12 protein-coding genes are annotated in these 12,225 nt (G+C 69.7%); 5 read left to right on the plus strand and 7 right to left on the minus strand.

The genetic code is table 11. The features are described 5' to 3' along the window. Positions 1-144: 144 nt before the first annotated feature. A complete protein-coding gene (gene pepN, locus IG98_RS0126810) occupies positions 145-2,712 on the plus strand; it encodes an aminopeptidase N (protein WP_030917834.1) in 2,568 nt (855 codons plus the stop codon). Between the two features lie 228 nt (positions 2,713-2,940). After that, complete coding sequence (locus IG98_RS0126815) at positions 2,941-3,903, plus strand: hypothetical protein (RefSeq protein WP_030917836.1); 963 nt, start codon at positions 2,941-2,943, stop codon at positions 3,901-3,903. Positions 3,904-3,948: 45 nt separating this feature from the next. On the opposite strand, the gene IG98_RS0126820 is transcribed toward IG98_RS0126815, so the two are convergent. From IG98_RS0126820 to IG98_RS0126835, 4 genes are read right to left on the minus strand one after another with little or no spacing between them, the layout of a single operon-like run. Then, complete coding sequence (locus tag IG98_RS0126820; RefSeq protein WP_030917838.1) at positions 3,949-4,497, minus strand: Pycsar system effector family protein; 549 nt, start codon at positions 4,495-4,497, stop codon at positions 3,949-3,951. A 44-nt stretch (positions 4,498-4,541) separates the two neighbouring features. Then, positions 4,542-4,904, minus strand: coding sequence for a TPM domain-containing protein (locus tag IG98_RS0126825; RefSeq protein ID WP_030917840.1), 363 nt, complete (start codon positions 4,902-4,904; stop codon positions 4,542-4,544). A gap of 35 nt (positions 4,905-4,939) precedes the next feature. Then, positions 4,940-5,239 carry a hypothetical protein gene (locus tag IG98_RS0126830; protein ID WP_030917841.1) on the minus strand — a complete coding sequence of 100 codons (300 nt, stop codon included), beginning with the start codon at positions 5,237-5,239 and terminating at the stop codon, positions 4,940-4,942. A 38-nt stretch (positions 5,240-5,277) separates the two neighbouring features. Continuing rightward, positions 5,278-6,699 (minus strand): amidase, encoded by a 1,422-nt coding sequence (locus tag IG98_RS0126835; protein WP_030917843.1) that lies wholly within the window; start codon positions 6,697-6,699, stop codon positions 5,278-5,280. 153 nt (positions 6,700-6,852) lie between these two features. Here IG98_RS0126835 and IG98_RS0126840 point away from each other — a divergent pair, with 153 nt between their 5' ends. The 3 genes from IG98_RS0126840 (at position 6,853) to IG98_RS0126850 (ending at position 10,245) form a co-directional block, all read left to right on the plus strand. Next, entirely contained in the window at positions 6,853-7,677 is an 825-nt protein-coding gene (locus tag IG98_RS0126840; protein WP_245651730.1) for a nuclease-related domain-containing protein, read from the plus strand. Between the two features lie 165 nt (positions 7,678-7,842). Then, positions 7,843-9,681: a dihydroxy-acid dehydratase gene (gene ilvD / locus IG98_RS0126845; RefSeq protein ID WP_030917846.1), complete on the plus strand. Its 1,839-nt coding sequence runs from the start codon at positions 7,843-7,845 to the stop codon at positions 9,679-9,681. 81 nt (positions 9,682-9,762) lie between these two features. After that, positions 9,763-10,245, plus strand: a complete 483-nt coding sequence (locus IG98_RS0126850) for a helix-turn-helix transcriptional regulator (RefSeq protein WP_084195673.1) — start codon at positions 9,763-9,765, stop codon at positions 10,243-10,245. 74 nt (positions 10,246-10,319) lie between these two features. Here the strand turns inward: IG98_RS0126850 and IG98_RS0126855 are convergent, their stop codons facing one another. The 3 genes from IG98_RS0126855 to IG98_RS0126865 form a co-directional block, all read right to left on the minus strand. Beyond that, positions 10,320-10,541, minus strand: a complete 222-nt coding sequence (locus tag IG98_RS0126855) for an FmdB family zinc ribbon protein (protein ID WP_030917848.1) — start codon at positions 10,539-10,541, stop codon at positions 10,320-10,322. Between the two features lie 105 nt (positions 10,542-10,646). After that, complete coding sequence (locus IG98_RS0126860; RefSeq protein ID WP_030917849.1) at positions 10,647-11,468, minus strand: GNAT family N-acetyltransferase; 822 nt, start codon at positions 11,466-11,468, stop codon at positions 10,647-10,649. An 89-nt stretch (positions 11,469-11,557) separates the two neighbouring features. After that, positions 11,558-12,067, minus strand: coding sequence for an HNH endonuclease (locus IG98_RS0126865; protein WP_030917850.1), 510 nt, complete (start codon positions 12,065-12,067; stop codon positions 11,558-11,560). Positions 12,068-12,225: the final 158 nt, after the last annotated feature.

A 12,225-nucleotide genomic window follows, 5' to 3' on the forward strand; every position in this document is an offset into this window, starting at 1 on the left:
ATTAATACCTTTAGATGTGACTTTATTCTCAAATTTAATGATCAGCTCGTAGGTTGTGCCAACGCCGCGCGTCGCGGTCTTACGTGGCAGGATTCAGTCACCCCCTAGCAACGGAGCGGGGGAAGTTGTTAAGAGGGAGCGGTAGTGGCAGGCAATCTGACCCGTGATGAGGCGCGCGAGCGCGCACGGCTGCTCAGTGTGCAGTCCTATGCGGTGGAGCTCGACCTGACCGAGGGTGAGGAGCGCTTCGAGAGCGTCACCACGGTCCGCTTCACCAGCACCCGTCCGGGTGCCGAGACATTCGTCGACCTGGCCGGCGCGAAGGTGCGCAAGGCGGTCCTGAACGGCGTCGAGTTGGACGTGAGCGGCTATGACCTGGAGACCGGGCGGCTGCCGCTGCCGGGTCTGGCCGGGACCAACGAGCTGCGCGTGGACGCCGACTGTTCCTACACCCGCACCGGCGAGGGCCTGCACCGCTTCGTCGACCCGGTCGACAAGAGCGTCTATCTGTACAGCCAGTTCGAGACGGCCGACGCGCACCGGATGTACGCGTGCTTCGACCAGCCCGACCTGAAGGCCACCTTCGAGCTGACCGTGCTCGCGCCGTCCCACTGGGAGATCATCTCCAACGCGGCGCCCGACTCGGCCGAGGACCTGGTGGAGCACCATGGCAGGCACGGCGCGCTCCAGGCGGCCAAGCGCTGGCACTTCCCGCCCACCCCGGTGATGTCGACCTACATCACCGCGCTGTGCGCCGGGCCCTACCACAAGGTGACCTCCGAGCACGACGGCATCCCGCTGGGCCTGTACTGCCGGGCCTCGCTCGCCGAGCACCTCGATGCGGAGAACCTCTTCGAGGTGACCAGGCAGGGCTTCGACTTCTTCCACGAGATCTTCGGCATCCGCTACCCGTTCGGGAAGTACGACCAGCTCTTCGTCCCCGAGTTCAACGCCGGGGCGATGGAGAACGCGGGCTGCGTGACCTTCCTGGAGGACTACGTCTTCCGTTCGCGCGTCACCGACGCGATGATCGAGCGCCGCGCCGAGACGATCCTGCACGAGATGGCGCACATGTGGTTCGGTGACCTGGTCACCATGCGCTGGTGGGACGACCTGTGGCTGAACGAGTCGTTCGCCACCTACGCCTCGGTGCTCTGCCAGGCCGAGGCCACCCGCTGGGGCCAGGGCGCCTGGACCACCTTCGCCAACGTCGAGAAGTCCTGGGCCTACCGCCAGGACCAGCTGCCCTCGACCCACCCGATCGCCGCCGACATCGTCGACATGCACGCGGTCGAGGTCAACTTCGACGGGATCACGTACGCCAAGGGCGCCTCGGTCCTCAAGCAGCTCGTCGCCTACGTGGGGCTGGACAACTTCCTGGCCGGGGTACGCGACTACTTCCGCGAGCACGCCTGGGGCAACACCACGCTCGCGGACCTGCTCGGCGCGCTGGAGCGCACCTCGGGACGCGACCTGTCCTCCTGGTCGAAGGAGTGGCTGGAGACCTCCTGGGTCAACACGCTGCGCCCGTCGTTCACCACCGACCCCGAGGGCCGGTTCATCGAGTTCGACGTGCTCCAGGAGGCCCCCGCCGACTACCCGACGCTGCGCTCGCACCGCGTGGCCATCGGCCTGTACTCCCTGCGGGACGACAGGCTGGTCCGGGTGCGGCGGGTCGAGCTGGACGTGGTCGGCGCGCGCACCGCGGTGGCCGAACTGGTCGGCGAGGTACAGCCGGACCTGATTCTGATCAACGACGACGACCTGACCTACGCCAAGGTCAGGCTCGACGAGCGGTCGCTGCGGACCGTGGTGAACGGCGGCATCGGCAAGTTCACCGAGTCCCTGCCCCGTGCACTGTGCTGGTCGGCCGCCTGGGACATGACCCGGGACGCTGAGATGTCCGCCCGCGACTACCTCGACCTGGCCGTCTCCGGGATCAAGTCGATCACCGACATCACGGTCGCCCAGACCGTGCTCCGCCAGACCCGCATGGCCCTCCAGCAGTACGCGGACCCCGCCTGGCGCGCCCAGGGCATGGCCCGGCTGGCCTCCGCGCTGCGTGACCTGGTCACCGGTGCCGCGCCCGGCTCCGACTACCAGCTCGCCTATCTGAACGCGCTGGCGGCCACCGCCACCTCGACCGAGGACCTGGGGTTCCTGAAGGGGCTGCTGGACGGTGAGACCGTGCTCGACGGCCTCACCGTGGACACCGACCTGCGCTGGACGCTGACCAGCGCCCTGGTCTCCGGCGGCCTGCTCGGTGAGGAGGACATCGCTCAGGAACTGCTGCGCGACGCCACCGCGACGGGCGAGCGTTCCGCCGCGCTCTCCCGTGCCTCGATCCCGACGGACCAGGGCAAGGCGAACGCCTGGGCCGCGATCATCGAGGGCAAGCTGAGCGGCGCGCTTCTCCGTTCGACGATCCTCGGCTTCATGGACGCGCACCACCCGGAGCTGCTGGAGCCGTACGCGGCGAAGTACTTCGAGGAGATCGGCAGGATCTGGAAGTCCTGGACCTCCGACAGCGCTCAGAACTTCGCCAACGGCTGCTACCCGGCTCTGGTCATCTCCCCCGAGACGGTCGCCAAGACCCAGGACTTCATCTCGGCCAACCAGCCGCCGCACGCCCTGCGACGCCTGCTGCTCGAGGGCGCCGACAGTATCGGCCGCGCCCTGCGCGCCCAGGCCAAGGACGCCTCCACGGGCTGACCTCGCCGCGGAGACCGAACGGACACCCCTCGCCAGGACGGGCGAGGGGTGTCCGTTCGGCGCGTCGTCACCGGCCGCTGAGGCCAAGCGGCCCTGAGCACCTCGGGATGAACACTGGTAGAGATAGGTGTCAACCGCAAGAAACCCCCACGTCCGGCTCCGCCCGGTCACCGAGATCTCGCCGGGGGGTGAAGACCCCGGAAAGCGAAGTCAAGAGAGGGCAACCCCGTGGAATCGGCACGTGATCTGCTCATCTCCCTGGCCAGGAGGTACGCCTTTGGTGATGTCGGAGCCCTCGCCTCCGGTGTCGTGGAGAAAGCAGGCGACATCGAGGCCGCGTGCGAGTTCGGCCAGCGACTGCTCTCGCTCGACGCGGAGGACTTCGCCGCCGAGGCGCGGGCCGTACCGAGTGACCTGCGGCGGCGGGCTCGGGCCTGCACGATGCCGCAGACACCCCGCGAGCAGCCACGCGGCGCGTTGGAGTCGCTGCGGCCCGCGTACGGGCTGCTGCTGGAGGTCATCGCGGTCAGGTGGCACCGTCGCGAACTGAGCCCCATGGTCGCCGCCATCCACATCGCCAGCGAGTATCTCCCACTGCTCGCATTCGAGCCGGTACTCGGCAACGCCGGTGATCCCGCGCGCTGGCCGGAGGGCCTGACCGCGCCGGACAGCAGGTTCGGGGTGATCGGCGACCGCGAGTGCGATCACACGAAGGCCGAGCAGTCGGCGGTCAACCGGACACTGCGTGTGGCGGGAGAGCCCGCCGAGGGATGGCGTGCCTACTTCGACCGCCAGCACAGCCAGGTCGCCGGGGCGCTGGCCACCTGCGTGGCCGACTGCCGCAGCCCCTGCACCGCGATGGACTGGGTACGGGCGGACCGCCGCGACGACCTCGCCCTGCGTGCCGGTGTGGCGCTGGCCTTCGCCGAGACCCCACTGGTGCGGCTGCGGCACGCCGCTCCGGTGGGCCACGGGTTCGGCGTGCCCTCTCCCGAGGAGGTCATCGAGGCCTGGGAGCGCAGCCGGACCATCCTGGCCAAGAACGAGGTAGGCGCCGAGGCGTCCGGTGACGACGGCTTCCCCCTGCCGGGGCTGCCGGCCCTGTTCTCCGCCGTCGCGGGCGCCCCGGTGACGCCCTCGACGCTGCTGACGGACATCAGCAGCCATCTGGTGCGGCTTCTCCAGTCCTGAACCGGCCCCGAACCGGCCCCGAACCGGCGCTGCCGGTGGGGCGGATCAGAGCAACCGGCTGACGAACGCCGACAGCGCGCAGCAGGTGATGGAGAGCAGCATCAGCCAGACGCCCCGGCGGATGTAGCGCTGCTTGGCGTCTCCGACGGCACCGAGCCTTCTGATCTCCAGAACGAGCAGGTCGACCCTGTCGCCGGGCCTCGCTCCAGGCCGTGCCTCGCCGCCGAACCCTCCGGGATAGAACCGGCGTCTCTCCAGCGTCCTGCCCGCCAGCCCCGCGGTACGGCGGTAGAGGGCTCCGGCGAGCATGAGGATCCCCATCAGCCAGAAGAACATGCCGGCCCACCAGAGCCATTCGATCTTGCTGGACAGCTCGCCGGGCCTCCAGTACCCGTTCAGCAGCCCGACGACGACGGCACCGGCTGCCGCGCCCGTCGCGACCAGCAGGATGACCGCCGTCTCATCCTCCCTGCGGACCCTCGCCCGGGCGTCGGCGAATGCCTCCTGCACGTAGCCGATGATCATGTCGGGCTCCCGCGCCGCCGTGGACCCCCTGGAGCGACCCAGCAGCGCGTCCCACCTGATCCTCAGCACAAGCCGATTATCCGGGAAAATCATCTTCGCTCAGCGCGAACGGATCATCCGCGCCGCGACGCCCGGTCCGCCAGCAGCAGGACTCCGGTGACCACCCCGCCCACCAGGTCGCCCAGGCCAAGGATCGCGGCCATCGACATCGCGGCCGCGCGGCATTCGGCGTCGGGCAGCCACACCCTGGCCCGCGGACCCGTGACGATCTCCAGTGCCCTCCCGCGATGGTCCACGAAGACGAGCACCGCCCTGTCGGCCTCCTCCCCCAGCGCGGCGTGCAGCCGCTCCGAGAAGTGACGGCGCGGGCCGATCGCCGGCCCGAGGTAGGCGGCGAAGCGCAGCCCGGTGAGCCGCTCCGCGGTGCGCAGGGCCCCGCGGACGTCGTCCCCCTCTGTCGAGGTCAGGGTCAGCATCTCCGTACCTCGCCTTCGTCGGCCCTCGCCGGGCCTCACCAGGCCGCCGACGCCCCACCGGTGTGCCGGCCCGGCTCGGCGGTCTCCGCGAGCGAGACCCAGTCTGCCTCAGGCGCCGGAGGCGGGCTCGGACGCCGCTCCGTCAGCACCAGAACGGCATCGCTGACCCCGCGCTCGCTGCCGAACGGTCCCCCCAGCCAGACCGCACCCGCCGAGGTGCCCCTCGCGGCCCTGTCGCGCATCCTGCCGGGCATCGTCACGAGCAGGACGATGAGCAGGAACAGGCCACCGGAGACCCCGATGAGAAAGCCCAGGACCTCGATCGCGCTGTCCATGTCTCAAAAGTAACTCCAGGTCGGCGGCCCGTCGAGGACTACCAGGTGGTTGGCCTGCGCTCACCCCAGAAACCCCCGCGAGCGGCCTCGATCTGCGACGACACGGAGATCAGGGTGCCCTCGTCGCCGAACCTGCCGGCCAGCATCACGCCGATCGGGAGGCCGTCCGCGCTCCAGTGCAGCGGCAGGTTGACCGCGGGCTGGCCGCTGACGTTGTAGATGGCGGGGAAGGCGGCGAACCGCTTCATCCGCTCGAAGGTCTCCTCGGGGCCCTCGACGTCCTCGAACCAGCCCACGGGCCTGGGCGGTTGCGTCACGGTCGGGGTGAGCACCGCGTCGTAGGGGTCGGTCGCCAGCAGGCCGAACCGGGTGGCGAGCTGCAGCGCCGACTGGGCCTGCAGGAAGTCGGGGGCCGGGGTGGCGAAGCCGCGCTCGCGCAGCCAGGCGGTCAGCGGCCGGAGCCTGTCCTGCTTGGTCAGATCGACCGGGTGCATGCACGAGAACGCGTACCAGAGCGTCACGAACTGCGGCACCATGTCCGGCCCGAACGGCGGGGCGATGTCGACCACCTCGTGTCCGAGCGCCGTCAGCTCCGCCGAGGCGTGCTCGTAGGCGGCGAGCACCTCGGGGTCCACGACGACGCCGGGGACCAGCGGCTCGGCGTAGCGGGCGATCCGCAGGCGACCGGGGTCGCGACCCACGTACGCCTGGAAGGAGCCGAGTTCCGGCGGTGGCGCGTGATAGAGATCGCCGGGGTTGTGGTGGGCCATCACGTCGAGCAGCGCGGCGGCGTCGGCGACGGTTCTGGTGATCGGGCCGTTGGTCGACAGGCCGGCCAGGTCGGGAACTATCGGTGCGAAGCTGATCCTGCCCCGGGAGGGCTTGATACCGAACAGCCCGCAGACCGAGGCGGGGATGCGGATCGACCCGGCGCCGTCGCTGCCCTGCGCGGCGGGAGCCAGGCCCGCGGCGACCGCCGCCGCCGCACCTCCGCTGGACCCGCCGGCCGACCGGGAGAGGTCCCACGGGGTGCGGCTGGGCGCCGAGAGGGAGGTCTCGGTGTAGCAGGGCAGCCCGAACTCGGGCGTCGCGGTCTTGCCGAGCATGATCGTCCCAGCATTCCTGAGCCGCTCGACCACGCTGTCGTCCACCGGCGCGACGAAGTCCTCGTAGGTGGCCGAGCCGAAGTGGATCGGCACGCCCTTGACGAGGTTGAGGTCCTTGATCGGGATCGGCACCCCGGCCAGGGGCGAGGGGTCGTCTCCGGCGAGCACCCTCGCCTCGACCTTGTGCGCCTGTTCCAGGGCGAGTTCGGGGGTCACGGTTACGTACGCGCCGATCTGGGGGTCCAGGCGGGCGATCCGGTCGAGGTAGTGCTCGGTGATCTCGACGGGCGAGACCTCCCTGCGCCGCACGGCTGCCGCCTGCTCCAGAGCGTTAAGATCGTGAATGTGAGCCACGCCCCGCACAGTAGGCGCAGAGCGCGCGGTTATCCAGAGTGGAAGCCCGTAGATACCCGGTTCATAGCAGCGCCAAGCGGGTGACGTCGGTCACAAAAGTATGAGATACGCAATACTAGGCACCCCCCGAGGATGTCAGCTACCGTGAGTTACGTGGATTCCGGTCAGGTACCAGAAGACGGTAACACTACGTCACCGATTTGGGTCAGTGACCGACAGGCCGAGGACCGGCCGACGTCTCGACCCGCCGCACCAGCGTCTACGTACGCACCCGTCGAGCGCGCCGCGCTGCGCAGCCTGCTCGATCACCCCAAGTACCGCCACCTGCGCCGACGCGTTCTCGTCGCGGTCGGCGTGGGCGTGCTCGCAGCCGTCCTGCTGGCCAGCTGGCAGCTGGGCTTCACCGCCGCCGTGGTGGCCGCGATCGTCGACACGGTGCTTCACGCCCGTTCCAACTCGTCGGTGCCCGCCTGGCGGCGCTCCTCTGTCGCGGAACGACGGACGGAGATGCAGTTGAAACGGCTGGAGCGCGGGGGCTACCGCACCCTGCACGCCCGCGCGATCCCCGGCAGCGAGGCCCAGATCGACCACCTGGTCGTGGGTCCCACCGGTGTCTACGCGGTCGACTCCGAGAAGTGGGACAAGCGCCTGCCCGTCCGCGTCCAGTCGCACCGCAAGCTGTTCCACGGCCCGTTCAACCAGAAGCCCCGTCTTGACGAGGCGCGCTGGGAGGCGTCCCAGGCCGCCGAGCTGATCGGTGCGGAGCTCGGTCGTGAGGTCGCGATCGTGCCGTCCCTGGCGATCTACGGCCCGGCCATCCCCTGGAAGGTCCTCAACGTCCGCGAGGTCGACGTATTCGACGGCAGTCGTGTCCGTAAATGGATCACCAAGCGGGAACGCTCACTCACCGACACCGAGATCGACAGGATCTACGAGGTCGCCGAGCAGGTCCTGCCCGCGCGCTACCCGGAGAACTGACCTCGGTCGTCCTCGCCGGCTCTCCCACACGGGGTTCGCGAAGCGACGATTTTCGCGGAACCTGTGGTCACGAACCCGATGTCTCATGGCATGGGCAGTCGTCTCACTCGCTGAGCGATGGCCGTACCATTCATAGACCACGGTTTCGATGATGGGAGAAGCCTCATGCCCGCCCTCAGGTCTCGTACGGTCACTCACGGCAGGAACATGGCCGGGGCCCGGGCCCTCCTCCGGGCGACGGGCGTAGCCGGCGAGGACTTCGGGAAACCGATCATCGCCGTGGCCAACAGCTTCACCCAGTTCGTCCCCGGGCACGTCCACCTGCGCGAGGTCGGCGACGTGGTGGCCGGTGCGATCCGCGAGGCCGGGGCGATCCCGCGCGAGTTCAACACGATCGCGGTCGACGACGGCATCGCGATGGGTCACGGCGGCATGCTGTACTCGCTGCCCAGCCGCGAACTGATCGCGGACGCGGTCGAGTACATGGTCAACGCGCACTGTGCCGACGCGCTGATCTGCATCTCCAACTGCGACAAGATCACTCCGGGCATGCTGCTCGCCGCCTTCCGGCTGAACATCCCCACGGTCTTCGTCTCCGGCGGTCCGATGGAGGCCGGCAAGACCCCCAACGGGAAGCTCGACCTGATCGACCCGATGATCGCCGCGGCCGACGACTCCGTCTCCGACGCCGAGTTGCTGGAGATGGAGGAGAACGCCTGCCCGACCTGCGGCTCGTGCAGCGGCATGTTCACCGCCAACTCGATGAACTGCCTCGCCGAGGCCATCGGCCTCGCGCTCCCTGGCAACGGCACGATCCTGGCCACGCACAAGGCGCGCAGGAAGCTGTTCGAGGACGCCGGACGCCAGCTCGTGGAGATCACCCGCCGCTACTACGAGCAGGACGACGAGACGGTCCTGCCGCGCGCCATCGCGACCAAGGACGCGTTCGAGAACGCCATGACACTGGACGTGGCGATGGGCGGGTCGACCAACACGATCCTGCACATCCTCGCCGCGGCCCGCGAGGCCCAGGTCGACTTCGGGCTGAAGGAGATCAACGAGATCTCGCTGCGGGTGCCCTGCCTGTGCAAGGTCGCCCCCGCCACCGCGAAGTACCACGTCGAGGACGTCCACCGCGCCGGCGGCATCCCGGCGATCCTGGGCGAGCTCGACCGGGGCGGTCTGCTCCACCGCGACGCCTACACGGTCAACGGCGGCACTCTGGGCGACTACCTCGACGCCTGGGACCCGCAGTCGCCGCGCGCGCTGCCCGAGGCCCTTGAACTGTGGCACGCGGGCCCCGGCAACGTCCGCACCGTGAAGCCCTTCTCCCAGGGCGCCCGCTGGGAGGAACTGGACCTCGACCGGTCCGAGGGCTGCGTGCGCGACATCGAGCACGCCTACACCCGCGACGGCGGCCTGGCCGTCCTCTACGGCAACATCGCCACCGAGGGCTGCATCGTCAAGACCGCCGGGGTCGACGAGTCGATCTGGAGGTTCGAGGGCCCCGCGGTGGTCTTCGAGTCGCAGGACGACGCGGTCGAGGGCATCCTCAACAACAAGGTCAAGGCCGGCGACGTCGTGGTGATCCGCTACGAGGGGCCGAAGGGCGGGCCCGGCATGCAGGAGATGCTGTACCCCACCTCGTTCCTCAAGGGCAAGGGGCTGGGCAAGGACTGCGCGCTGATCACCGACGGCCGCTTCTCCGGCGGCACGAGCGGGCTGTCCATCGGTCACGCCTCCCCCGAGGCGGCCGAGGGCGGCACCATCGCGCTCGTCGAGGACGGCGACCTCGTCACGATCGACATCCCCGGCCGCTCGATCGAGCTGAAGGTCTCCGAGGAGGAACTGGCCGCCCGCCGGGAGAAGCTCCTGACCGACCTGGGCGGCTACCGGCCGCGGATGCGCCAGCGCACGGTGAGCGCCGCGCTGCAGGCGTACGCCGCGCTTACCACCTCCGCCTCCACCGGCGCCTCGCGCGACCTGTCACAGCTGTCACGCTGACCTGGGCTTCCTATCGGACAGAGATGCCTTACCCGATAGGAAGTTCGAAAAAATGTCAGTGCTCGGAAGTATTATTTGGGTATGACCAGCGTCATGAAGCTCACCACCCCGCTGACGGCCGCCGAGATCGCCGCCCTCGCCCTGTCGATGGCGCATCTGGGGTCGGGCCCGCAGGCCAACGCCGCCCGCAGCGGCCTGCGTCATGCGTTCGAGCAGATGGAGATCGACGACGACGTCGTCGCCACCACCCTGACGACCCTCACCGAGCCGATGCCCGCCCCGATCGCCGACCGTGCCCGGACGATCGCCAACGCCATCACCTCAGGCCTCGTCATCCGCCTCCACTACCGTGACGTCTCCGGGCGGATCACAGTCCGTGACGTCGACCCGGTGACGTGCATGGTCCACCGCGAATACTGGTATCTCGTCGGCATGTGCCGCATGCGCCACGGGATCCGGGCGTTCCGGTTCGACCGGATCGTCGCCACCGAACCCACCTTCATGCCGGCCCGCCCGCACCGCGCCGAGGGATTCCTGCCCTTCCAGGGCAAGCGCGCCGCATAGCCGGTCGCGGTCAGGTCATCGCGAGTTCGCCATCCCGGGCCGGTCCGGGCCGGGATGGCGGACTCCCGATCTGGTCAGCCGCAGCAGCCACCGCCGCAACACCCGCCACCGCCGCCGGAGGGCTGGGGCGCGGCCGGAGAACTCGCGGAGCCGCCGGTCACCGCGACGGTGGACAGCAGTTTGACCGTGTCGTCGTGGCCGTCGGGGCAGAGCGCCGGCTCACCGGAGCGTGCCATCGGACGGGAGATCTCAAAGGTGGACCCGCAGGCGCGGCAGCGAAAGTCGTATCGGGGCATGACCCCAAGGTTACCCGGCTCGCTCGCCGAACACCCGTGCCGCCGACGTCCTGTCTCCTCGCGCGAGGCCTCCCCGGGCAGGCGGGAAACGCACACCGAGAAAAGTCAGGCGAAGGTGATGGAGGCGTAGTCGGCCACCGGCCGGTAGCCGATCGCCCGGTAGATCGAGTTGGACGTGGGATTGGACAGGTCCGTGAAGAGCAGCACCTCCTCGGCGCCCTCGGTGAGCACCTTGGCGCTCACGGCGTGCGAGAGCGCGGTGCCGTAGCCCTTGCGGCGAAACTCCGCGGGCGTGTAGACGGGTCCGATCCGAGACATTCCGCCGATGGGCGAGGAGGCCCCGGCGAACGCGACGGGCCGCCCGCCCGCCTCCCACACGACCAGTTCCCGCCTGGCGATCCGGCTGGCCACCAGCGGGGTCAGGTCGACGGGGCCGACGGCCTCGGCCTCGGCCTGGAACTCCTCGCCCCACCGGACCAGGAGGTCGAGGTCGTCGGCGGCGGCCACCCGCGAGGCCCCTTGCGGAGCGGGGGCCGGGCCGACCAGCGCGTCAAGCCGGTAGAGACGTTCCGCGCGACGCCTGGCCTCGGGCCGCCACCAGGAGGCGGCGAACGCCTCGGCCAGCGGGAGCGGCCCGGCCACGCCGGGGATCGCCCTCTCCTTCTCGATCAGGTCGGTGGCGAGGTCGAGCACGGTGTCGGCGGGGATGTCGGGGAGTAGAAGGGCGTGCGGAGGCGTCTGGATCGCGGTCGCCACGATCCGGCCGTCGCGCTCCAGGCTACCCAGCAGCACGTCATCGCCCCACAGACCGCTCCGTACGGCGCGCAGGACCGTGAGCGGGACGGTGTTGCGGACCGGATCCCGCAGCAGCCACGGCTCCGCCATCTCCGCGTACACCTCGATGTCAGAGGTGAAGGTCCATGTCATGACCATGATTGTGCCTATCGGGGGTCACCGGCGCCAACGGGCATGCCGCCATGATCGCGCCGTGCGGCGCGATCATGGCGGCGCCGTTCTCAGGCCGCGCTCTCCGCGAGGTAGGGCGCCCACTGGGGGTCGCCGACGATGTGCGCGCCGATCAACCGCCAGTGGACGCCGCGTGGCACCACCGGGGCGACGCTGAGCGTCCACCCCAGTTCCTCCAGCATGCGATCGGCCTTGCGGTGGTTGCACGTCGTGCACGACGCGACGCAGTTCTCCCAGGTGTGGGGGCCGCCTCGCGAGCGCGGGATGACATGGTCGATGGTCTCGGCCCGCTGGCCGCAGTAGGCGCATCGGTAGTCGTCCCGGCGCATCAACGCGGTTCGGGTCAGCGGAATCCGCGACCGGTAGGGAATCCGGACATATCTTCGAAGCCTGATCACCGAAGGAACGTCGAGCGTGCGACTCGCCGAGCGGAACACGGCGCCCCGCCCGTCGCGGTGCACGACGTCCGCCTTCTCCCTGAGCACGAGCACAACGGCCCGGTGCAGGGACAGGGTGGTCAGGGGTTCGTAGGTGGCGTTCAAGAGCAGGACCTGGCGCATCAGCGGGCCTCTCCCGCCGCAGGACGTGTCAGTTGAGGGGGCACGCCACCGCGTGCCCCGGCTGGCGGCCCCTCCTGGGGCCCGGGTGCTTCCGTCACGAGGACCTCCGCCGGACGGCCCAGCGGATGCTCACCACGGCACCGTCCTTCACCAAGTTT

The organism is Streptosporangium amethystogenes (assembly GCF_000721075.1).
Classification (GTDB): domain Bacteria; phylum Actinomycetota; class Actinomycetes; order Streptosporangiales; family Streptosporangiaceae; genus Streptosporangium; species Streptosporangium amethystogenes.